General features: G+C 63.9%; 20 protein-coding genes. 9 read left to right on the top strand and 11 right to left on the bottom strand.

Annotated features, from left to right (window positions below; all coding sequences use genetic code 11):
• Nucleotides 1-38 precede the first annotated feature (38 nt).
• Together ACFQ6H_RS09900 and ACFQ6H_RS09895 are read left to right on the top strand one after the other, a co-directional pair.
• Nucleotides 39-938 (top strand): universal stress protein, encoded by a 900-nt coding sequence (locus ACFQ6H_RS09900; protein ID WP_007727555.1) that lies wholly within the window; start codon nucleotides 39-41, stop codon nucleotides 936-938.
• On the top strand, nucleotides 935-2,461 hold the full coding sequence (locus tag ACFQ6H_RS09895) for an APC family permease (protein ID WP_283302079.1): 1,527 nt from the start codon (nucleotides 935-937) through the stop codon (nucleotides 2,459-2,461). Before ACFQ6H_RS09900 ends, ACFQ6H_RS09895 begins: the two co-directional genes overlap by 4 nt.
• On the opposite strand, the gene ACFQ6H_RS09890 is transcribed toward ACFQ6H_RS09895, so the two are convergent.
• Nucleotides 2,458-3,075 (bottom strand): TetR/AcrR family transcriptional regulator C-terminal domain-containing protein, encoded by a 618-nt coding sequence (locus ACFQ6H_RS09890; protein WP_378645837.1) that lies wholly within the window; start codon nucleotides 3,073-3,075, stop codon nucleotides 2,458-2,460. The genes ACFQ6H_RS09895 and ACFQ6H_RS09890 overlap by 4 nt on opposite strands.
• Nucleotides 3,076-3,224: 149 nt before the next feature.
• Between ACFQ6H_RS09890 and ACFQ6H_RS09885 the strand changes: the two genes are divergently transcribed.
• Together ACFQ6H_RS09885 and ACFQ6H_RS09880 are read left to right on the top strand one after the other, a co-directional pair.
• Nucleotides 3,225-4,172, top strand: a complete 948-nt coding sequence (locus ACFQ6H_RS09885; protein WP_378645835.1) for a nitrilase-related carbon-nitrogen hydrolase — start codon at nucleotides 3,225-3,227, stop codon at nucleotides 4,170-4,172.
• On the top strand, nucleotides 4,169-5,194 hold the full coding sequence (locus tag ACFQ6H_RS09880) for an agmatine/peptidylarginine deiminase (protein ID WP_378543544.1): 1,026 nt from the start codon (nucleotides 4,169-4,171) through the stop codon (nucleotides 5,192-5,194). Before ACFQ6H_RS09885 ends, ACFQ6H_RS09880 begins: the two co-directional genes overlap by 4 nt.
• Here the strand turns inward: ACFQ6H_RS09880 and ACFQ6H_RS09875 are convergent.
• Genes ACFQ6H_RS09875 through ACFQ6H_RS09865 form a run of 3 tightly spaced genes read right to left on the bottom strand, consistent with a single transcriptional unit; the run spans nucleotide 5,191 to nucleotide 8,985 of the window.
• On the bottom strand, nucleotides 5,191-7,128 hold the full coding sequence (locus tag ACFQ6H_RS09875) for a VWA domain-containing protein (protein WP_378645832.1): 1,938 nt from the start codon (nucleotides 7,126-7,128) through the stop codon (nucleotides 5,191-5,193). The genes ACFQ6H_RS09880 and ACFQ6H_RS09875 overlap by 4 nt on opposite strands.
• A gap of 9 nt (nucleotides 7,129-7,137) precedes the next feature.
• Nucleotides 7,138-8,514, bottom strand: a complete 1,377-nt coding sequence (locus ACFQ6H_RS09870) for an ATP-binding protein (protein ID WP_378446415.1) — start codon at nucleotides 8,512-8,514, stop codon at nucleotides 7,138-7,140.
• A gap of 54 nt (nucleotides 8,515-8,568) precedes the next feature.
• The gene (locus ACFQ6H_RS09865; RefSeq protein WP_378645829.1) at nucleotides 8,569-8,985 is read right to left on the bottom strand and encodes a VOC family protein; all 417 of its coding nucleotides are present in this window, start codon (nucleotides 8,983-8,985) and stop codon (nucleotides 8,569-8,571) included.
• An 85-nt stretch (nucleotides 8,986-9,070) separates the two neighbouring features.
• Between ACFQ6H_RS09865 and ACFQ6H_RS09860 the strand changes: the two genes are divergently transcribed.
• From ACFQ6H_RS09860 to ACFQ6H_RS09850, 3 genes are all read left to right on the top strand, one after another.
• On the top strand, nucleotides 9,071-9,643 hold the full coding sequence (locus ACFQ6H_RS09860) for a DUF4126 domain-containing protein (protein ID WP_378645826.1): 573 nt from the start codon (nucleotides 9,071-9,073) through the stop codon (nucleotides 9,641-9,643).
• A gap of 27 nt (nucleotides 9,644-9,670) precedes the next feature.
• Nucleotides 9,671-10,639, top strand: a complete 969-nt coding sequence (locus ACFQ6H_RS09855) for an alpha/beta fold hydrolase (protein ID WP_317827313.1) — start codon at nucleotides 9,671-9,673, stop codon at nucleotides 10,637-10,639.
• A gap of 451 nt (nucleotides 10,640-11,090) precedes the next feature.
• The gene (locus ACFQ6H_RS09850) at nucleotides 11,091-11,312 is read left to right on the top strand and encodes a hypothetical protein (RefSeq protein WP_003946391.1); all 222 of its coding nucleotides are present in this window, start codon (nucleotides 11,091-11,093) and stop codon (nucleotides 11,310-11,312) included.
• A gap of 79 nt (nucleotides 11,313-11,391) precedes the next feature.
• On the opposite strand, the gene purH is transcribed toward ACFQ6H_RS09850, so the two are convergent.
• The 4 genes from purH to ACFQ6H_RS09830 form a co-directional block, all read right to left on the bottom strand.
• Nucleotides 11,392-12,951, bottom strand: a complete 1,560-nt coding sequence (purH, locus tag ACFQ6H_RS09845; protein WP_003946407.1) for a bifunctional phosphoribosylaminoimidazolecarboxamide formyltransferase/IMP cyclohydrolase — start codon at nucleotides 12,949-12,951, stop codon at nucleotides 11,392-11,394.
• Nucleotides 12,944-13,663, bottom strand: coding sequence for a phosphoribosylglycinamide formyltransferase (gene purN / locus ACFQ6H_RS09840; RefSeq protein WP_378532610.1), 720 nt, complete (start codon nucleotides 13,661-13,663; stop codon nucleotides 12,944-12,946). Before purN ends, purH begins: the two co-directional genes overlap by 8 nt.
• A gap of 6 nt (nucleotides 13,664-13,669) precedes the next feature.
• Nucleotides 13,670-15,211 (bottom strand): DUF6350 family protein, encoded by a 1,542-nt coding sequence (locus ACFQ6H_RS09835; protein WP_378645823.1) that lies wholly within the window; start codon nucleotides 15,209-15,211, stop codon nucleotides 13,670-13,672.
• Between the two features lie 121 nt (nucleotides 15,212-15,332).
• A complete protein-coding gene (locus ACFQ6H_RS09830) occupies nucleotides 15,333-16,397 on the bottom strand; it encodes a DUF5336 domain-containing protein (protein ID WP_378645820.1) in 1,065 nt (354 codons plus the stop codon).
• An 86-nt stretch (nucleotides 16,398-16,483) separates the two neighbouring features.
• Here ACFQ6H_RS09830 and ACFQ6H_RS09825 point away from each other — a divergent pair, with 86 nt between their 5' ends.
• Complete coding sequence (locus ACFQ6H_RS09825; RefSeq protein ID WP_378645817.1) at nucleotides 16,484-17,119, top strand: IMPACT family protein; 636 nt, start codon at nucleotides 16,484-16,486, stop codon at nucleotides 17,117-17,119.
• 42 nt (nucleotides 17,120-17,161) lie between these two features.
• Here the strand turns inward: ACFQ6H_RS09825 and sucD are convergent, their stop codons facing one another.
• The 3 genes from sucD to ACFQ6H_RS09810 form a co-directional block, all read right to left on the bottom strand.
• Nucleotides 17,162-18,064, bottom strand: coding sequence for a succinate--CoA ligase subunit alpha (sucD, locus tag ACFQ6H_RS09820; RefSeq protein WP_003946432.1), 903 nt, complete (start codon nucleotides 18,062-18,064; stop codon nucleotides 17,162-17,164).
• Nucleotides 18,065-18,079: 15 nt separating this feature from the next.
• Nucleotides 18,080-19,249 carry an ADP-forming succinate--CoA ligase subunit beta gene (gene sucC, locus ACFQ6H_RS09815; protein WP_003946426.1) on the bottom strand — a complete coding sequence of 390 codons (1,170 nt, stop codon included), beginning with the start codon at nucleotides 19,247-19,249 and terminating at the stop codon, nucleotides 18,080-18,082.
• 179 nt (nucleotides 19,250-19,428) lie between these two features.
• Entirely contained in the window at nucleotides 19,429-21,270 is a 1,842-nt protein-coding gene (locus ACFQ6H_RS09810; RefSeq protein WP_378645814.1) for a hypothetical protein, read from the bottom strand.
• A 232-nt stretch (nucleotides 21,271-21,502) separates the two neighbouring features.
• Here ACFQ6H_RS09810 and ACFQ6H_RS09805 point away from each other — a divergent pair, with 232 nt between their 5' ends.
• Nucleotides 21,503-22,525 (top strand): M23 family metallopeptidase, encoded by a 1,023-nt coding sequence (locus ACFQ6H_RS09805; protein WP_378632056.1) that lies wholly within the window; start codon nucleotides 21,503-21,505, stop codon nucleotides 22,523-22,525.
• Nucleotides 22,526-22,574: the final 49 nt, after the last annotated feature.

The following is a 22,574-nucleotide window of genomic DNA, read 5'->3' as shown; positions in this document are numbered from 1 at the left end:
GCGCACAGCAGATTCCTCCAATCCGGAAAAGAGCCACCATGCGCCTTATCGTCGGATACCTCGCCACACCCAGCGGTAAAGACGGGCTGGTCCTCGGGGCCCAGCTCGCGCGCAGTCTCGGCGCGCAACTCGACATCTGCATGGTCCTCCCACCGGATCGGACACTGCCGGCCAAGGTTCCCTCGGAAGCCGGCTACGACGACATCCTCGCCGCACGTGCACACGACTGGCTCGCCGAAGCGAAAGCCTCGGTGCCCGAGGACATCCAGGTGGAAGTACACCTGAGCTTCCACGAGTCGTTCGCTCAGGGCCTGCTCGACGAGGTGGACCGACTGAACGCGCTGGCGATCGTGGTGGGCGCTTCCGGCGACGGTCTGCTCGGCCGTCACGCGATAGGTTCGGTCTCGACCGAACTGCTGCACTCCGCCCACGTCCCAGTAGCACTGGCGCCTCGCGGAACGCGGCACTCGGCGGCCACTGCAATACGAGAAGTCACCTGCGCACTCGGCACCCGCGTCGGCGCCGACATCGTCTTGAACACCGCCGTACGCGCCAGCGAACTGATGCAGGTTCCGCTGCGACTGGTCTCTCTCGTGGCGCTCGACCCCCAGAACGATCTGCGCGATCATCGCGACACCGCCGAGTCGGCCAGGGAGCGTGCACGAAATCACGCTCAGGACACACTCGACGTCGCAAGAGCCGCGCTCCCCGCGGAGTTCCCCATCGAGGTCATCATCGCCGACGGGTCCACCGTGGAATCGGCAGTGCGTCAACTGGACTGGCAGGACGGCGATCTCGTGATGGTCGGTTCAAGTCGCCTCGCCCAGCCCCGCAAACTTTTCCTGGGTTCCACCGCCGCCAAGATGCTGCGCGTGTTGCCCGTTCCCATGGTCGTAGTGCCCAAGCACGAATTCACCCAGCCGGAGGCACTGTCATGACCAGCACCGAACTGAGTTCCAAAGGCCTCGCTACCGGCAAGATCGGCATGATCTCCGGCGCAGTCCTCGGAATCTCCTCCGTGGCACCGGGTTACACCCTGACGGCCAGCATCGGATTGATCGTCGCTGCGGTCGGTCTCAAGATGCCCGCCATCTTCATCGCCGGCTTCATCCCGATGTTCCTCACCGCGTACGCGTACCGCGAACTGAACTCCGACACTCCTGACTGCGGAGCGTCATTCACGTGGTCCACCAAGGCATTCGGACCATACGTCGGCTGGATGTGCGGCTGGGGCATGGTGATCGCCACCATCATCGTGCTCTCGAACCTCGCGGCCATTGCCGTCGACTTCTTCTATCTGTTCATAGCGCGGGTGGTCGACAATCCCTCGATCGCCGATCTACCGGGCAACAAATTCGTCAACGTCGGCACCACCCTGGTGTTCATCGCCTTGGCCACCTGGATTGCCAGTCGAGGAATCACCACCAGCGAGCGCGTGCAGTTCGCGCTCGTCGGTTTCCAGATGGTGCTGCTCGTCGTCTTCGCCGTCGTTGCACTGGTTCACGTCGGCGCCGGCGATGCCCCGGCCGGATTGTCCTTCGATCTGAGTTGGTTCAACCCGTTCAGCGGACTCGCCATCGGTGCATTCGTCATCGGACTCACCGGATCGATCTTCGCGTTCTGGGGCTGGGATACCTGTCTCACGCTGGGCGAGGAGTCGAAGAACCCCAAGAAAACTCCGGGCCGCGCCGGTTTGCTCTGTGTCGCAACCATTCTCCTGACCTACCTGCTGGTCGCCGTCGCCGCAATGATGTACGCCGGCGTCGGCGAGGAAGGCCTCGGCCTCGGCAATCCCGACAACTCCGAGAACGTCTTCGGCGCCCTCGCCGACCCGGTCTTGGGTAACTGGGGCGGAATGCTCCTGTTCCTCGCCGTCTTCGTCTCCTCCGTCGCCAGCCTGCAGACCACGTTCCTGCCCGCTGCACGAACCATGCTCGCCATGGGCGCGTACGGAGCCTTCCCCAAGAAACTCGCCGAGGTCTCCCCTCGCTTCCTGGTGCCGTCGTACGCCACAGTCGTGGCCGGCGCGGTGACCGCAGTGTTCTACAGCGTTGTCACGTTCCTGTCCGAAAGTGCACTGCTCGACACGATCGCCGCACTCGGCATCATGATCTGCTGGTACTACGGCATCACGGCATTCGCGTGCGTGTGGTACTTCCGCAAGACAGTGTTCGACAGCGTGCGAAACTTCGTCTTCCGGCTCGCGTTCCCGCTCATCGGTGGTCTCATGCTGTTTGCGGTGTTCGTCATTTCGGTCCAGGAGAGTATGAATCCGGACAACGCCAGTGGAGCATCCATCGGCGGTATCGGCCTGGTCTTCTTCCTCGGCTTCGGAATCCTCATCCTCGGCGCGGTCCTGATGATGGTCATGCGAGTGCGCAATCCCGAGTTCTTCGAGGGCAAGACCCTCAACCGCGACACGGAGGCTTTGCGCGACGAGAACGACCTCAGCGTGTCCTAGGAGACAGCGGTTTCGGGAGCCTGCGCGATCAGGCCCGCCATCAACACCCGCAAGCCGAATTCGAAGGCGGCGTCGGCACGTTCGGGATTCTTCCCGGACGTTGCCAACGCCGCCTTCATCGCGTCGTTGGCTTCGGGCCCCGACGCCCACTGAACGTCCGGCGCCGCCAGGTCCAAGGCCGAACCGAGAACAAAACTGTCGACGGTCGTGATCGCGTGCAGTGTTTCAGCCGGGTCGAAGCCACCATCGGCAAATGCCTGCGCCAATGCGTTGTACAGGGTGAAAGCCACTCCGGCCTGCACGGTCTGCGCAGTGAAGAGCGGAATCAGACGAGGATGCGCGGCGTAGCTTCGCCGGTACTCGGCTGCCAGCGCCGCGACGGTCTCACTCCAGGTCCCCGAGGCCGACTTCACGTCGATTCCTGCCATCAGTTGAGCCCTCATCAGTTCGACGATCTCGGCTCGTCCGGAAACGTGGTTGTAGAGCGACGACGGTCGAACCTTCAGCCTTGCGGCGAGTCCAGGCATCGTGAAGTCGCCGGACTCGTCCACCGACTCGATCGCTGCCTCGGTGATGATCGCCGGTGAGAGCAGTCGTTGCGGTGGCCGCGGCATATGTCCTCCTGTAGTGATCCACACCGTTCGGGGCGCCGCAAAAAACAATTCCCCGAAAGGCCTTGATCAATCAGCGCTCACCTACCATACTTAACGAATCATATTCGTTTTACGTTGAACGTCGAATACCCGAGCACCGAGGAAACCCCATGCTGACGATCACCGCCCTCACGCCGCCTGAGTCTCTCGCCGCGACTTCGCCGTCCACGTCTGCCCCACTGCGAGTAGGTCTCGTCCAACATCGCTGGCACGAGGATCAGAACGACCTCCGCGCCGAACTCAGTGGGGGCATCGCAGCCACAGCGAAGCTGGGAGCGGCGGTGGTGTTCCTTCCGGAGTTGACGCTCAGCCGCTACCCCGCCTCCACCCCGGCCGGCGACAATCCCGGACGCGAAGCCGAAGACCTGCTCACCGGACCCACCCTCACCTTCGCTGCCAAGGCCGCCGCCGAGAACCAGGTCCTCGTTCATGCATCGCTGTACGAGCGCAGCGAAGCCGAGGACGGCCTGGGGTTCAACACCGCGATCCTCGTCTCCCCCGGCGGGGAGCTTCTCGCTCGTACCCGCAAGCTCCACATTCCGGTGACGGCCGGGTACTACGAGGACACCTACTTCCGAGGCGGTCCGGCCGAGGACCCATACCCCGTTCACGAGGCGCTCGGCGCCAAGTTCGGACTCCCGACGTGCTGGGACGAGTGGTTTCCCGAGGTCGCTCGTGCGTACTCCCTCGCCGGTGCACAGGTTCTGGTGTACCCGACGGCGATCGGTTCGGAGCCTGATCACCCGAACTTCGACACCCAGCCACTGTGGCAGCAGGTGATCGTCGGAAACGGGATCGCGAACGGCACGTTCATGGTTGTCCCCAATCGCCACGGCAGTGAAGGCCTCATCACCTTCTACGGTTCCTCCTTCATCTCGGACCCGTACGGACGCATCCTCGTTCAGGCTCCCCGCGACGAATCAGCCGTGCTGGTCGCCGATCTCGACCTGCAGCACCGTGAAGACTGGCTGGCACTGTTCCCATTCCTGGCAACGCGTCGTCCGGACACCTACTCGACTCTGACCGCACCGGTGAACACTGCGGGAGCCAAGCGATGACCTGGCGCATGCCCGCGGAGAGCGAACCGCACGAACGTACCTGGATGGCCTACCCCAGCGCCGGATACTCCCTCGGGGACACCGCGGAAGAACAACACGAAGCTCGCTCGACGTGGGCTGCAGTTGCACACGCCGTCGCCGAATTCGAGCCGGTCACCGTCGTCGTCGATCCCGCCGAGGTCGAAGAAGCGCGAAAGTACCTGTCCGAGAAGGTAGACATCGTCGAGGCGCCTCTCGACGACGCATGGATGCGCGACATCGGGCCGACGTTCGTTCTATCCGACGAGGGCCGCCTCGGCGGAGTCGACTGGGTGTTCAACGGGTGGGGCGCACAGGATTGGGCGCAGTGGGACAAAGACTCGAAGATCGGCAGATTTGTCGTCGAGCAGTCCGGGGCCCAATTGATCGACTCACCAATCGTCAACGAGGGCGGCGGCATTCAGGTCGACGGCCTCGGCACTGTGCTGGTCACCGAAACCGTGCAACTCGATCCGGGACGAAACCCCGAACTGACGAAGGCGGACATCGAGGCCGAACTCGCCCGCACCATCGGAGCCAAGCATGTTATCTGGCTTCCCCGCGGATTGACCCGCGATCAGGAGACCTACGGAACGCGCGGACACGTCGACATCGTCGCGGCAATCTCTTCCCCCGGAGTGGTACTCGTCCATGACCAACGCAATCCGGTGCACCCCGACTACGCCGTCAGCAAGACGATCATCGAGTTGTTCGAACGCTCGACCGACGTCGGCGGACGGCCGTGGAAGGTCATCCGGGTACCTGCGCCCGAGATCCTGCGCGACGACGAGGGATTCGTCGACTACAGCTACATCAACCATCTCGTGGTGAATCGCGGAGTGATCGCCTGCAGCTTCGACGATCCTGCCGATGCCGAAGCGGCCCGGATCCTGTCAGCCGCTTACCCCGGGCGCACCGTCGTCACTGTCGACGCGAGGCCGCTGTTCGAACGTGGCGGCGGCATCCACTGCATCACCCAGCACCAGCCCGCTGAACAGAACTAACGTCGACCTCGCATGTAGTCACTCACCACGGCGGCGCCGAGGCCGTCCAGGTCCGGCGCGATGACGCGTCCACCCACACGGTGCGCCATCCGGTCGACCACCCTGGCCAGGCCTGGATCGTCACCGAGCCGGAAGAACGTGACCTTGGCGCCCAGCCTGGCCACCGCGTCGAGTGCGCGAACCGTCAAACCGAGGGTTCGTGCACTCGGCGGGTAGTCGAACCTGGCTTCTCCGTCCGCTTCGAGATGAGCCGTCGGTTCACCGTCGGTGACGATCAGTACCACCGGCTGCGCATTGGAATGGCGTCGAAGGTGTCTGGCCGCCAACAAAAGTGCATGATGCAGGTTGGTTCCCTGGTCCCACGCGCCGTCCAAACCGGCGAGCTCAGACGGAGTCAGTACGTGCGCGTGGCGTCCGAAGGCGATCAACTGCAGCTCGTCGCTACGAAATCGCGTACTCACCAGGTGATTGAGCGCCAGAGCGGTGCGCTTCATCGGAACCCAGCGATCCTCCATGACCATCGAGAACGACGTGTCCACCAGCAGAGCCACGGCAGCCTGACTGCGCTGTTCGGTTTCGGCCACTTCGACATCGACGACGCTCAGCCGCACCGGCATTCGGCCCGGGTCACGCAGGACGGCGTTGGTGATCGTTCTCGTGACGTCCCACGGTTCCGTGTCCCCGAATTCCCATTCGCGGGAAGCTCCGGTCGGTTCACCCATCGCACCGGCCCGACGCGTGTCGCGTTGACCGGTTCGTGACGACAGTTGCCCGGCGACATCGCGTAGAGCAGTCTGTCCGAGCTGCCGCATGGCTTTGGGCGACAGGCGCCATTGACCGTCCGGTGCACGATCGAAGAAACCCTGTTCCTGCAAAGCCTTTTCGAGGTCGGCGAGGGTGCGGGCGTCAGCGGCGGCTTCGTCGCCGAGTTGCCGCGCGAGCAGTTCGGGGTCGATGTCGTCGAGCGCTGCGCCTGCGTACTGCTGCGACAGTTGGTCCGCCAACGATTCCAGCTCGGCAATGTCCTGCAGTGCACCGGTCCCCTCACCCAAACCCATTCCGTTGTCGCCGCGGAACTGTTGTGAACCTTCCCAGTCCTCACCCGGCCGAGCCGCCTGAAGGAACTGGTCGAGTTGCCCCAGTTCACTCATCAGGCTCGGATCACCAAACGCCTGCTGCGCCAACGCATCCAACTCGTCACGCTGCTCCTGCGAGAGCGAGTTCCGCAGTCGTTGTGCAGCCGCCGCGCGCTGCGCCAACGAATCCAGAAGTTCCTCGACGTTGCGCGGGTTGTCCGGGAAATACTGCCCGTGCTTGTCCATGAACTCCGCGAACTGCTCCGGAGTGTCGACGCCGCGAGAGTGCGCGTCGAGCAGTTGATTCAGATCAGCCAGCATCTGGCGTATCTGCTCACGATCCTCGTCGGTGGCGCCCTCGAGTGCCTGCTTCATTCCCGAGAAGCGTTGATCGAGGACCTCCCTCCCGAGCAGATCACGAATCTTCTCGTAATCCGCGCGAGCCTGTTCGCTGCGCCAGTTGTAGTCGGCCAGATCTTGCACGGCCTGAGCTGTCGACGGCGGTAACTCCTCGATCCGCATTTCGTTGAACCGTGCGTCGTCGTCGAGAGCACGTGCCAGTTCCTTGCGCTCTTCGAGCACCGCCTTGTCGAGAAGCTTACGCACCTCGTCGAGAGTTCCGTCGAGGTTGTTGCGGCGCAGCAACTCACGTCGACGCCGGTTCGCCTGGGCGGCAAGGTCGTCGAGCCCGCGCATGTCACGATTACCTCGCCGCAGCAGCTCCCGCAGGGCATGGCGCGGCGACGTGCCTGACAACACGTCGTCGCCGATTGCTGCCAAGGCATCGCGCAGATCTACCGGAGGCGCCAGCGGATCGGGACCGCCATCATACGGCCCGTACCGCGGATTGTGAATCATCACTGCCCCTTACGAATACACCGAGCGGCCGCCCGGGCCTTGATCTTTGGAGATCCGGCGCGCGAGGTAAAGCCCCTCGAGGGCAAGTTCGGCACCGGCGGCACGCTCACCGTCGGATTGCGCGCCGAGACGCTCGGCTACTTCGTCCAGTACTTCGAGGTCCGGAAGTTCGTCGAGAAACGCCTTGGCCGTGACAGATTCACCGGTGACGATCGTGTTGCCCATCTCCACCGCAGCAACCAGCATCCCCAGGTCGATCCCGCCGAGACGTACCCGAACCGTATCGGCCGTCGCGCGACGCAGCAGGTGCTCGAGCACCTCCAGTTCCCGTCCCTCTTCACCGGATTCGAACTCGACCTTGCCGCGAAGAACCTCGACCACGGACTCGAGATCGACGGGCCGTGCAACAGGATCAGCTTCACCTAGCACCGCCGCGCGTCGTACCGCGGCTGCACTGACGGTTTCTGCGCCGGCGACGGCAAATCGTGCCGACACACCCGATCGCTGGTCCACCGAGGTGGATTCACGAAGCAGGCGTGTGAATCTGGCAAGAATTTCGAGGAGGTAGTCGGGCACCTCGGCAGCCAGATGCGCTTCCTGCTCGATCACCGCGATCTCGCCCTCCAGTTCGACCGGATAGTGAGTGCGGATCTCGGCGCCGAAGCGGTCCTTGAGCGGTGTGATGATGCGTCCACGGTTGGTGTAGTCCTCGGGGTTCGCGCTCGCGACCAGCAGGACGTCCAACGGAAGCCGAAGCGTGTATCCGCGGACCTGGATGTCCCGCTCCTCCATCACGTTGAGCAGCGAGACCTGGATGCGCTCAGCCAGGTCGGGAAGCTCGTTGATGGCCACGATTCCGCGATGCGCGCGGGGCACCAAACCGAAGTGAATGGTCTCCGGATCGCCGAGGCTCCGACCCTCGGCAACCTTGACCGGATCGACGTCGCCGATCAGGTCGGCGACCGAGGTATCCGGCGTCGCCAACTTCTCGGAGTACCGCTCGCTGCGGTGGCGCCAGGCGATCGGGAGGTCGTCGCCCAGTTCCTTGGCTCGACGTATCGAAGCCGGGGTGATCGGCTCGTACGGGTGCTCCCCCAGTTCCGAGCCTTCGATGACGGGCGTCCACTCGTCGAGCAGGAGCCCGAGAGTGCGAAGCAACCTCGTCTTTCCCTGACCTCTTTCGCCGAGCAGAACCACGTCGTGGCCGGCGATCAGTGCCCGCTCGAGTTGTGGAGCGACCGTGTCCTCGAACCCGACTATCCCGGGCCAGGGGTCACGGCCGTCCCGCAACGCGGCGAGAAGATTCTCTCGTAGTTCTTCCTTGACACTTCGCTGTACGTGTCCGGAGGCGCGTAGCTCTCCGAGGGTTTTTGCGACAGTCACCACTCCACGCTACGAGTGTTTGCGGGGTTTCGCCTCTCGCCGAGGAAGTTCGGTCGCTCAGCCCTCGATGTTCTCGGGATTCATCCAGATGATTTCCCAGATGTGGCCGTCGGGATCCTGGAAGCTGCGGCTGTACATGAAGCCGTGATCCTGCGTCGCGTTTCCTTCGGAACCGCCGCTCGCGAGTGCCTTGTCGACGATGGTGTCGACGGCCTCACGGGTCTCGGCCGAGAGTCCGAGCAGCGCTTCCGTCGACGTCGAGGTGTCGGCGATGCCCTTGGTGGTGAAGGTCTTGAAGAAGGGCTCGGCCAACAGCATCACGACGATGGTGTCACTGATGACCATCGACGACGCGTTCTCGTCGGAGAACTGCGTGTTCTTGGAGTATCCGAGGGCCTCGTAGAAGGTGGTGGCCTTGCCCAGGTCCCTGACGGGCAGGTTGAGGAAGAACATCGGCTGCGGGTTTGTCGCCATGGAAGGTCCTTTCCGAGACTTTGCTGTGCGCCTTTATTAACCGCCGGCGGTTAATAAAGGCGCACAGTAGACCTAAACTCCACCCATGGATACCTGGGTGTTGCCCGCCATGCTCGGCCTCGGACTCGCCGCAGCGTCCGGAATGCGAACCTTCCTACCGCTGTTGATGCTGAGCGCTGCGGTGCATTTCGAACTGTTCGGGGTCACCGTCGGTGAGTCGATGCGGTGGATCGGATCCACCGGCGCACTGGTGGCATTGGCGATCGCCGCAGTGGTCGAACTGGGTGCCGACCTCATTCCCTTCGTGGACAACGCGTTGTCGGTGATCGGGAACGTCACCGGACCCATCGCCGGAGTGATCGCTGCCTGGGCGGCTTTCAGCCATCTCGATCCTGCGATAGCCGCGCTCGCGGGCATCATCGTCGGCGCACCGACGGCTTTGACGTTCAGCGCCGCCCAGACCGGAACTCGCGCGGTCAGTACGGCCACTACCGGTGGGCTGGCAAATCCTGTCGTTTCCGTCATCGAGGACGTACTGACTTTCTTCACCTCGTTGATCGCGATGATCTTGCCGTTCCTGATCATTCCGCTGCTCGCCGCACTCTTGTGGTTCAGTTGGCGCGGCTGGCGCCGTGTACGGAGTCTGCGCACCGCCTGAACGTGCGGACCTGGTAGACAAGTCGTCATGTCCGACACCGAGATCTCGTTCCAATCCGGCGACGTCACCCTGTACGGGAGTCTTCGCCTGGCCGCCTCACCCGACGCCCCTGCCCCGGCCGCGCTGATTCTGGCCGGCAGCGGCCCCACCGATCGCAACGGCGACAGCGCGCTCCTCGAAGGTGACATCGGGACCCTCCGCTTCATCGCGGATCTCCTTGAGAATCAGGGCATTTCAAGTCTGCGCTACGACAAGCTCGGCAGCGGCGAAACCGCACTCGGCGACTACGAGATCGAAGACATCGCCGATCTCGGCTTCAACACTTTTGTCGACGCCGCCTCCGACGGACTGGACTACCTCGCCGGGCAACCCGGTGTCGATCCCGAGCGGTTGTTCGTGGTCGGACACAGCGACGGTGCCGTCGTCGCACTGGCTCTCGCCACTGCGAAGGAGGGCACCAGAGTCAGCGCCCTCGCACTCCTCGAGCCACTGAGCGTCAGGCTTCTCGATCTACTCACGACGCAGATTCACCGCCAGCTCGACGCCGTCGTCGGCGCCGGTCAGTTGCCGGTCGAACTGGCTGACGAACTGCGCGTCGCGCTCGCCGACGCCGTCGAGTCGCTGCGATCCGAGGGCACTGTTCCGGATGACCTGCCCGAGCCGCTGCAGAATGCGGGACTCGTACACGCCAACGCCAAGGCACTCGCCGAGGAAGACGCATTAGACCCGGTTGCGCTCGTGGCGGCTCTACCGGCGGGCATGCCGGTTCTCACGAGCTGCTCGGACAAGGACATCCAAGTCATTCCCGCCGATGTCGCAGCACTGGATGCCGCGCTCTCACATACAGCGCTGACTTCCGTGCGGATGCGCAACGCCAACTTCGTACTCAAGGACATCGGCGACGAACAGTCCACCGGTGCCGACTACGTCGCGCCGCTTCCGTACTCGGCAGAGTTCTCGGAGCCCTTCACAGCGTGGGTCCGTTCGTTCTCCTGATCACGTACAGACCGAACGTCCTTTTTTTCAGGTAGAAAGTTCCCTCCGCGAAGCATCGCGGAGGGACTTTCGCTTTCTACGCCTGACCTGCACCAGAGGCTCTTTCAATCCTGCAAATCCGGGGACAGAAGTCACCCGGTGTTTACGTTCGCGGCGCTTTTTATTGGTGCGAACCCTCGATCCGTGCTGTACGGTCATCCATTAACCAGCAACGCCACACGGAAAGGAACGGACATCATGTCGCTACACCCGAACGTCGTATCCGTACTTTCGTGGCGCAGCTGCACCGCAGACAAGCACATTTTTTCGGCCGCAATGTCGGCCGAGCACATGGGCAACAAGCGCGGTGTACCCCGAGAATGATCCCCAGTTTCACCGGATTCGTTCTCGGGCACCCAGGGCAAACGCCTCGGGTGCCTTTTCTTTTACCTTTCACACGCAGGAGCACCACATGAAACTTCGAGTCAACCAACTGTCCATCGCGCCGCCGTATGTCGATCTGCCCGGTGACCTCACCGGATACGCCGTCACCCTGGATCTTTCGCACTCCGACGCTGCCCACGAAGCCACCCTCGGCGCACTGATCAGCGAGATCCGCAGTCGCGGAGCCTCACGCGTCGTCATCACCGGCTCACCCCGCGAACTCCAGGGCACCCACAGCAGCGCTGCCTGAAAGAACCGGGCCGCCTGAAAGCAGAACGGGCCCCGACAACCTACGAAGAGGAAGTCGAGGCCCGCCAGCGAAGCAGAAATCAGTGCGCGAAGTGGCGCGCGCCGGTCAGATAGAGAGTGACGCCGGCTTCCTTGGCCGCAGCAATCACTTCGTTGTCGCGAACCGATCCACCCGGCTGCACAACAGCCTTGACGCCGGCGTTGAGCAGTACCTGCAGACCGTCCGGGAACGGGAAGAACGCGTCCGAGGCCGCAACCGAACCTACGACGCGGTCACCGGCGCGCTGAACAGCAAGATGCGCTGCATCGACGCGGTTGACCTGGCCCATGCCGACGCCGACGGACGCGCCGCCGGAGGCCAGCAGGATCGCATTGGACTTCACCGAACGGCTGGCGCGCCAAGCAAATTCGAGGTCTGCGAGGGTCTCGGCATCGGCAGCCTCACCGTTGGCGAGAGTCCAGTTGGCCGGGTTGTCCCCGTCAGCGTCGAGGACGTCGCGCTGCTGGAGCAGAGTACCGCCCGAGATCGGACGCAGTTCGATGCCGGTAGCGGTCGGAGCGGCAGCTTTCAGAACGCGAATGTTCTTCTTACGCTGCAGAACCTCGACAGCTCCGTCTTCGTACGAGGGCGCGATGACGACCTCGGTGAAGATATCGGCGATCTGCTCGGCCAGTTCGACGGTGACCTCACGGTTGGCTGCGATCACGCCACCGAAAGCACTGACCGGATCGCACGCATGCGCCTTGCGGTGAGCGTCGGCGATGTCGGTGCCGATGGCGATGCCACACGGGTTGGCGTGCTTGATGATTGCCACTGCCGGATCCGTGAAGTCGTACGCTGCGCGCCACGCGGCGTCGGAGTCCGTGTAGTTGTTGTACGACATCTCCTTGCCGTGCAACTGCTCTGCCTGAGCCAAACCTGCAGGCGCTGCGGGGTTTTCGTACAGCGCGGCGTCCTGGTGCGGGTTCTCGCCGTAGCGCAGGACAGCGCTGCGGTTCCACGTGGCACCGACCCAGGCCGGGAACAGCGAACCGTCTTCGTCGGCGGCAATCGTGCTCGTCATCCAGCTCGCAACAGCGACGTCGTACGACGCCGTGTGCTGGAACGCCTGCGCCGCAAGCACAGTGCGCTCACGCAGAGTGAATCCGCCACCGGCAACGGCAGTCAGAACATCGGCGTAGCGAGCCGGATCGACCACGACGGCAACCGACGGATGGTTCTTGGCTGCAGCGCGCACCATCGACGGTCCGCCGATGTCGATCTGCTCGACGCACTCGTCCGGGCTAGCGCCCGAGGCAACCGTCTCAGTGAAGGGGTACAGATTCACGACGACCAATTCGAAAGTCGCGATGCCGAGTTCCTCGAGCTGAGCGAGGTGATCCGGCTTGCGGGTATCGGCGAGAACGCCGGCGTGGACGCGCGGATGCAGCGTCTTCACACGGCCTTCCAGGCATTCCGGGAATCCGGTCAGAGCCTCGACCGGGGTCACGGGGATTCCGGCGTCGGCGATCTTCGACGCGGTCGAACCGGTCGAGACCAACTCGACACCGGCCTCGTGCAGGCCCGTGGCCAGCTCGATCAGACCACTCTTGTCGTAGACGCTGACAAGTGCACGGCGCACAGCCTTGCGTTCACTCACTGGGGATCACGGCCTTTCGTCCATCGGAAACCACTCCGCGCGTAGCAACAGCGGCGATGACGTCCGCCAACAACCGTCGCTCCACAATTTTGATGCGTTCATGCAACGACGACTCGGTGTCGTCGTCATGCACCGGCACAGCTTCCTGCGCCAAGATCGGCCCGGTATCAACTCCGCCGTCGACGAGATGCACCGTGGAACCGGTGACCTTCACGCCGTACGCCAGAGCGTCGGGAACCGCGTGCGCGCCGGGGAAGGCAGGCAGCAACGCGGGATGAGTGTTGATGATTCGGCCGCCGAAACGCGCGAGAAAGGTGGGGCCGAGGATCTTCATGAAACCAGCACTGACCACCAGGTCGGGGTCGTGCTCGGCCACCGCTGCCGTCAGCGCGTCGTCCCAGGTGGCGCGATCTTCGTAGGCCTTGATCGACACTTTGAAGGACGGAATCTTCGAATCCGCGGCGTGCTCGGCGGCGAGGCAGTCACGATCTACACCGACGGCAACGATCTCGGCCGGGTATCCGTCGGCATGCGAAGCGTCGATCAGCGAGGTCAACAGGGTTCCCGCGCCGGAAGCGAGTACGACTACCCGCGCGATCGAGTCGCGAAATTGGACCCTGTCGGGCATTGTCGGCTGCGGATTGTCGGCCGAGGCAGTCAGCGCACTACTCCTGAGAACTGGAAGATGATGCGGCCGGAGTATCGGCCGCATGACAGCCTAGTCGCTGGACTCCTGCGGCTTCGAGGGCAGGTCGGTCTCCGGCCCGGACTCTGTCTCGGGTCCGGCAGCGGGGTCGGTCTCGGGTGCCGCGACAACTTCGGCGTCGACTACTTCGATCTCGACGGTTTCCTCTGTCACGACCTGCACAGGTTCGCCTGGTTCCTCGACGATTTCAGCTTCGACGACCTTGGTGACAACTACCGCAGATTCCTGGGCGAGCACTTCGTCGGTGTTCTCGTCTGCCTCTTCCGGGGTGGCCGCGGCCGTGATCGCGAGTTCTGGCTCGGATGTTCGAGCCGGTTCAGCCTCCGGCGGCGCAACCTCGTCCTTCATGTGTCCGCGATGCGAGAACCACATCGAGAACAGCGCCGAGACGGTTCCGAACAATCCCAGCCACGCAAAAGTCAGAAGACCGAAGCCCCACCACAGGACCTCGACGGTGCCGAACTGCCCGAGGTCTCCCCCGGCAGCAAGCGCAAGCAGAGCCATGACGACGCCGGCACCGGCAGCTGCCGTCAGCACCGCGAGCACACTGTCCTGCCCGGCGATGCGTCGAGCGCAATCGCGGCCGAGCATCACCCCCACCGCCGCCGGAACGATCAACAAGATCGGCCAGATTCCGCCGGCGACGCCTTCCGGAATGGCTCCGAGAAGGGGCAGCGGTGGCAGATCTCCGCCGATGTTGCCGAACACACTGATGGAGACGTTGCCGAAATCGGCCGTCGATCCCGTCATCACCGCGGCAGCGCCGACGACGAGGTTCGGAAGATAGAGGAGCGACAACACCGTCAATCCCAGAACGCCGACAAACCCGTTGCCGCGCGCGAGCAGGTCACCGACCGTCGACCACGACACGAGCAGTGACACCACGACGGCCACGGCGCCTGCGGCCAACAGCGCTGCCGACGCGGCCGTTGCCGGGCGGACAGCGGCGGACGCCCACGGCGGAATCTCGGCGACGACGCGATCCCAGTGCGCTGCAGCAACACCGACGGATGCGGCGACCAGGTGAATCCCGGCGACCCAGCCGAAAGCAGCCAACGTGTTGGGGCTCGACAGCGGAATCGCCGCGGAAGCGTCGGCGACCACTGCGAGCGCGATCGCCGTGATCGTCAACGGTCCGGCTACCGCGGCCCCCACCAAGCGGAGGGTGTCGTCACGGGAGTCGGTGTGCACCGCAGTCGACGCGCATCGGCGTGCGACCACCCACATCATGACCGCCGTCGGAAGCAGTGGCAGTACACCGAGTTGGACGCCGCTGATAGTCGCCGGCACTTGGTGGATGACCAACCATGTAGTGGCAATGGCGCCGAAGGTTCCGGTCAGATCGCTGCTCGCCGATACCAAGGTGACCACAACGACGGCCGCGATCAGCAGCATCGTCAGGCCCGACGGCCGGAACGCGACAGTCAGCAACTTGCGTGCCAGGTCCGGGTTGGGTGCCGGGCGACCGCCGCCGACGCGGCCGCCGCCAGTACGACCACGTCCGGGTCGTGCGGACGCGGGACGGGACCGGGTGCCATCAATCAAAGAACTCATCCCCTCGAGGGTTTCACTCGATAGTGCGCCGCGCACTCAGGCGCGCCGTCGGGCTCACGGAATGTGGCCTCCACCCGCAGCGGGTCGGAGGCCACATTCATGCTCGTGAAACGAAGAAGTACTACTGCTGACGCTCGTCAGGGTTCTGGGAACCGAAGACCTTGGTCTCGGCCGCAGAATCGCTGCTGCCCTGCTCAGGTTCCGCGGGCGGCGTCGGTGCTTCGAAAGTGGGCGGCTCGAAGCCCGTCGGCTGCTCGGTCGAGCCAGTCTGCTGCTGGTTGTACGGCTGGCCGTAACCACGCGGAGCGGTGAACTGGTCCGACGAGTAACTCGGGTTCGGCTGGCCACCGGGCTGCGAGGTCAGCGGATAGTAAGACGACGTCGTTGCGGACGACGACGAGTCGGCCTGGGTCTGCGTCGGATTCTGCACCGGGTTCTGACCGTAGGGAGATGCGCTCTGTCCATAAGGCTGCTGCGAAGCAGTCGGGTCGGCGGGGGCGGCGTGCGCTCCCCCGTATCCCTGCTGCTGCGCCTGCCCGTACTGCGGATTCTGCTGGTACTGAGGCTGCTGCTGAGCCTGCTGGGGCTGACCGTACTGCCCTTGTCCGTAGCCCTGGGGCTGACCCGGCTGTTGCCCCTGGGGCTGACCCTGCTGCTGACCGTAGCCCTGCGGCTGACCGTACTGCTGGGCTACCGGACGCGGCGCGGGAGCCTTCAGGATTCCGATCTCGAACAGCAACGCCGCAACTGCGACGACGGTCTGCACGAACGAGAGAATCAGCACGATGATCAGGCCCCAACCGAGCCCGATATCTACGTAGTCGCTGGTACCGACCGAGAACGCTGCGAACACCAAAGAGAAGAAACCCGCGAGTGAGAGCGCTGCGGCAATGCCTGCATACGACTGCTTCGGGAGCAGCGAGATTCCGGCGACAACACCGCCGGCGAAGATGAACCCGAGGCCGTAGATGCTCGACTCGAAGAAGCTCGAACTGGTGTCCAGATCGCTGCCGATTCCACTGCTGCTTCCACTGATCGTGGTGAAGGGCGCAAAACCGAGTAGGAAGTTGATCAGGCCGAGCGCCGCGACGGCGATGAGCAGGATGAATCCGAGATTCTTGGTTCCACCGCCCGCTGCCGGCTGATTCGGTGGCCCGAAGTTGGGCCCTTGCGGCGTGAACGTCATGACTTCTCCTCGTAGACGGTCTTCGATGGTTACCAGCGTATGTGTCTCGACTTCGCACGCTAACACCGACGGGAGACAATGGGCAGATGCCCTTCACCCTCGCGCCCGGCGCCGACCATGTCGTCGAAACCGAGGTAAAGCATTCACGATTCATCGCCGCGCTTCGCCGGATCGACGACCCCGAAGCCTCCATGGAGTTCGTCGCGGAGCAGAGGTCGCTGTATCCCGATGCGCGCCACCATTGTTCGGCTTTCGTGATCGGATACGACGCGAACTCGCGCGTCGAGCGTGCACACGACGACGGCGAACCGGGTGGCACTGCGGGGGTGCCGATGCTTCAGGTTCTCAAGTCTCGAGATCTGGTCGATGTGATTGTGGTCGTCACGCGCTATTTCGGCGGAATCAAGCTCGGCGCCGGCGGATTGGTTCGCGCGTATTCGGGAGCGGTCTCGGTGGCTCTCGATTCGGCCGAGCTTGTGGCCAGGGAGCGGAAAATCCTGCGCACTTTGGCGATCCGGCACTCAGAGGCCGGTCGAGTGGAAGCAGAACTGAGAGCGCGGGGCGTCTCGGTGCTCGGAACTACGTACGGATCGAAGGCGGTCATGACACTCGCCGCCCGTGATGCCGACGATCTCGAATCGGTCGTCGCATCCATCACATCCGGTGCCGGGCAGTTGGAACCAGCCGGGTCGATGTGGGTCGATACCACTGTGCGTGGTTAAGGAGTCCGGAGACTCCCTAACCACGCACGGGGGCGAAGCCCCTTACAGGGACTGAAGGATCTCGCGAGCGAGAGCAGCAGTGGCGGACGGCGTCTTGCCGACCTTCACGCCTGCAGCTTCGAGAGCTTCCTGCTTGGCCTGAGCCGTTCCCGAGGAACCGGAGACGATGGCGCCGGCGTGGCCCATGGTCTTGCCTTCGGGAGCGGTGAAGCCTGCCACGTAGCCGACGACCGGCTTGGTGACGTTGGCCTTGATGTAATCGGCTGCACGCTCTTCCGCGTCGCCACCGATTTCACCGATCATCACGATGACCTTGGTCTCGGGATCCTTCTCGAACGCCTCGATGGCGTCGATGTGGGTGGTGCCGATGACCGGGTCGCCGCCGATGCCGATGGCAGTGGAGAAGCCGAAGTCACGGAGTTCGTACATCATCTGGTAGGTCAGGGTGCCCGACTTAGAGACCAGGCCGATGGGGCCGGTACCTGCAATGTTGGCGGGCGTGATGCCGACGAGGGCCTCACCCGGGGTGATGATGCCGGGGCAGTTCGGTCCGATGATGCGGGTCTTCTTGCCCTTGGACTCGTTGTACGCCCAAGCGTAAGCGGAGTCCTGCACCGGGATGCCCTCGGTGATGACCACGAGCAGCGGGATCTCGGCGTCGATAGCCTCGACGATGGCGTCCTTCGAGAAGGCCGGGGGAACGAACGCGATGGAGACGTCTGCGCCGGTCTCCTTGATTGCCTCTTCGACCGTCGCGAAGACGGGGAGTTCGACAGGGGAACCGTCAGCAGCAACGTGCGAGACCGTGGTGCCAGCCTTGCGTGCGTTGACGCCGCCGACGACCTGGGTGCCGGCCTTGAGCATCAGAGCGGTGTGCTTGGTGCCCTCGCCGCCGGTGATGCCCTGGACGATGACCTTTGAATCCTTGGTGAGGAAGATTGCCATTGTTCTGTGAGTCCCTTACTTCGCTGCGTGAGCGAGTTCGGCGGCCTTGTCGGCGGCCTCGTCCATGGTTGCGACGACCGTGACCAGCGGGTGGTTGGCCTCGGCGAGGATGCGGCGACCCTCTTCGACGTTGTTTCCGTCCAGGCGAACGACGAGCGGCTTGTTGGCCTCGTCACCCAGGGTCTTCAGTGCGCCGACGATGCCGTTGGCAACTGCGTCACACGCGGTGATGCCGCCGAAGACGTTGACGAACACGCTCTTGACCTGTGCGTCGTTGAGGATGACGTCGAGGCCGGCAGCCATGACTGCAGCGGAAGCTCCGCCGCCGATGTCGAGGAAGTTGGCGGGCTTGACGCCACCGTGGTTCTCGCCGGCGTATGCGACGACGTCCAGGGTGGACATGACCAGGCCTGCGCCGTTGCCGATGATTCCGACCTCACCGTCGAGCTTGACGTAGTTGAGGTCGTTCTCCTTGGCCTTGAGCTCGAGGGGATCGGTAGCGTCGCGATCCTCGAATGCCTCGTGGCCGGGCTGACGGAACGCTGCGTTCTCGTCCAGGGTGACCTTGCCGTCGAGGGCGAGGATCTGATCGTCAGGCGTGCGAACGAGGGGGTTGACCTCGACGAGGAGCGCGTCTTCGCCGATGAAGACCTCCCACAGCTTCTGGATCGTCACGGCCGCTGCGTCGAGCACCTCTGCGGGCAGCTTTCCTGCCTCGGCGATGCTGCGCGCGAACGCGAGGTCGACGCCCTTGACTGCGTCGACGGGGATCTTGGCGAGAGCGTCGGGGTTCTCCTCGGCGGTGACCTCGATCTCGACGCCACCCTCTACCGAGCACATGGCCAGGTAGGTGCGGTTGGTGCGGTCGAGCAGGAAGGAGATGTAGTACTCCTCGGCAATGTCACTTGCCTCTGCGACCAGCAGCTTCTTGACGACATGGCCCTTGATGTCCAGGCCCAGGATTGCCTCGGCGTTTGCCACTGCGGCATCCACGTCGGGCGAGTACTTGACGCCACCGGCCTTGCCGCGGCCGCCTACCTTGACCTGTGCCTTCACCATCACGGGCTTACCGATTTCTTCGGCAATCTCGCGTGCGCCGGCGACTGTGTCTGTAACACGTCCAGCCGAAGTCGGCACTCCGTGCTTGGCGAAGAGTTCCTTCGCCTGGTATTCGAAGAGATCCATCTGCTCACCGTCTCGTCTGCGTTGTCACCCGCTCGAGGGGTAGGAGCGGGTCTGTTCTGGACTTTAACCAGTTGCCGCGTTCGGTTTGCGCCCGCATTGATGCTATGTGGCCCAAGTCACGCGCAATTGCCCAATGAGGCACGCCTCACCGATTCGGCAAGGTGGCCACACCGAATTTGTCAAGCATCAGTCTCACTGATTCTTGCGCTCGAGAACGCTGCAACGAGAAGCAACACTATGCCCGTGGCTGCTGTGATCGCACCCACCCCCACCGTTGCGTCCGATATGCGCGATGACGTGAGCGGCCACTCACTGACGTACACCAGAGCTGCCACGGCAGATCCGATCAGCAGTACTGCGCCCTGTGTCGGCCGCGCAGACGCAGCGATCACCGCGGCGATCACGACGGCGACGCCGACGAGCAGTTGTCCCCAGACGTCAATTCCCCACGGCCACTCCAGAACTGACGCCGCCCTGTACGCGTCGCCTTGATAGAGCGGAAGCGCCGTTCCGATCAGGACCGCGACGCCGCCGATCCCACCGACCAGAAGTACCAGCCCTCTCGAACCGCCGCCTACCGACGTGTCGACGTCCTCACGTTCGGCGCTTCCTGCCAACCAGACGAGCAGTCCCGTCGCCGCAGCGAGGAGTGCTGCCCCGCAGAGGACGAAGGCTCCGGCTCCCAACCCGACGCCCGGTACGTCCGTCGCGATGACTGCCGACTGCATGACCGCGGCGACTCCCATCACGACCGTTGTCCACAACACTCCGACGGCCGGACGCACTACGGCGGCGCGGCCCGGAACGAAGAGACCCAGTGCGGCGAGCAGCAGTACGGCAGCGGCGAGCAGGACAACTCGAGACGAAAGAATCGACGGTTCCGGGATGCCCGCCGGCAACGACAGGACCGGAAGGGCCGCGCCCAGGGTCGCCAGTACTGCCGTGACAACCGCGCCGGTTCCGGCAACGCGGTGAAGTCTGTTCACCCGCGCTTGCGCTGCCCGGGACTGAGCCACCATGGCTGCTTTGAGTGCCCCCTTCGTCGTCTTCGCAGGAGCGCGGACCTCACTGGCGGCGGGAATCGCGTCAGCTTCGCGGCTGGACGCCAGATAGTGCGCTGAAACTCCGATGACGACGATGACCACCGCTGCCAGCGCCCCGACGACGGAACCCGATCCGACCCCGATCCGATCACCGGCTGCGAACCCGGCCACCACCCTGGTGCCGCTGACTGCCAGCGCGCCGAGACCGACACCGATCAGCGCGCCGCAGCCAACCGGCAGCGAGATGGACGTCAATGCCGCCGCGACCGCCACGAGTACCGCGACGCCGACCAATCCCGTACCGACAGCGGTGGCCGCCGCCGAGTCGACGAGTGGTTTCACCAGGAAGATCGGATCCTGCGAACTGAAGGAAGGACCGAACAGGGAGAGCACGAACACCACCGCGGCCAGAATCAGCAGCGCTGTCGGCCACCCACCGATCCGCCCGCCAACCGATCGCCCGTCGAATTCTGCGGCGCGTGCACTGCCGTATCCGTCTCGTTCAGATTCACGATGGACGACCATGAGCCCGAGGACGCCGGACACGACAAGGAGGCCGTGGCCGACGAGTGCGAGGTAGGCACCCGGACCTGCATCGATCGAACCCGCAGATATCGGACGGAAAAGGTCCAAGCGGTTTGCATCGATTGCGTCGACGAACAACTGGACGTCCAGAATTGCGGCCCCGAGCGACACCGCGCCGATACCTGCCAGGAGTCCACCGGCAAAAGCGGGTCTGCGACTCGAAGCAAGCACTGCAACCAGCGGCACGATGATCACGCAGACAGCGGCGAAGAGAGCTGCAGAAGCAAGAGCCCCCGTCGTATCGATCCCGCGGCCACTCCCGACTCCGACGACGGGACCGGCCGCCACTGCGAGGGCTCCGAGCAATCCGGTTGCCGCCGCGAGGGGCGCCCCCGACTTCACTCGGGGATCGTCGAAACGCGCCTGCGACGTAGTTCCAGGTGTTGTGGACACTCGATCGACGGTAGTGCCTGTGGGGACCGGTGATCCCGTTGTGACACGCTTGATCACGAAACGAGATGATTCGTCCGTTTTGCCCGAATCGACATATTCCCAGGTCAACCTGTGAGGCACGTCACATAATCGGACAGGTTTCCGCTACGGCTTGCGCCCATCGCAATCATTTCGTTACCGTCAGTCGGTCTAAGTCACGGGCTGATCACGAACTCGAGGAGAGAACCGGCATATGCATCACCGCAGCCAGTTCACCGCTAGTAGGTTCTCGAACCCAGCACATGACGAGGTCACGACCACTTATCCAACGCACTCGGCCAGGCGTTACACCGAGACTAAAAGTTCTGAGATCTCTACCGATATGTTCATTCGAAATTCATCCTCCACGTCGTCAGAATCCGACTCTCACGAGTTCGTCGAGTCCGACGTGATCAGCGCTCCCACTTACTCCTCCTCCGCACCGACAGTCGATGTCGAATCTCCGGTTCGCCGCAGCGGTGCCCACCGACTCCCCACCCCTCCTTCCGCCCTCAAGGGCCGCGCCGCCGTTCTGGCCGTTGCAGCCGGCGCAGTGGTCGCTGCGGGCCAGGCAGTCATCAACGACGGTTCCTCTTCCTCCGCCGACCACTCGGAAGTTGCACTCGCCAACGAGTCCTCCGCGATCGGCACCACCGCAGAACCGCAGGCCGCTCAGTTCGCGCCGGCCACCTCCACGGCAGCCACCACCGAGGCCGACGCTCCCCAGGTCCTCAACGTTGCAGCGCCGACCGATCTCTCCCAGTTCAGCAATCTGCTTGCCAAGGGCCAGCGTTTCAGTGACGAGCGCGCCGCACGCGAAGCCGCTGCCCGTCGCCCGCTGTTCGTTCTGCCCGCAGTCGGAACCTTCACGTCCAACTTCGGCACCCGCTGGGGCACCCTGCACGCGGGCGTCGACATCGCTGCCCCGATCGGGACTCCCATCGTCGCCGTCGCCGACGGCAAGGTCATCGATTCGGGCCCGGCTTCCGGATTCGGCATGTGGGTCCGCCTGCAGCATGCGGACGGAACGATCACCGTCTACGGCCACATCGACACCTCGACCGTCACCGTCGGTCAGCAGGTCATGGCCGGCGACCAGATCGCCACCGTCGGCAACCGCGGCTTCTCCACCGGCCCGCACCTTCACTTCGAGGTTCACCTTGCCGGCGAGAACAAGATCGACCCCCTCCCCTGGCTCGCCTCGCGCGGCATCAGCCTCGGTATCGAGCAGGACTGATCGCAAGCCCGACACTTCTGAAAAAACTTCCGGCCCGCACCTGAAAAGG

Origin of the sequence: Rhodococcus sp. NPDC056506 (assembly GCF_042794945.1) — a bacterium.
Lineage (GTDB): Bacteria > Actinomycetota > Actinomycetes > Mycobacteriales > Mycobacteriaceae > Rhodococcus_F.
Note: the sequence above shows the minus strand (reverse complement) of the source record. Positions and strands in the feature narration are given on the sequence as shown.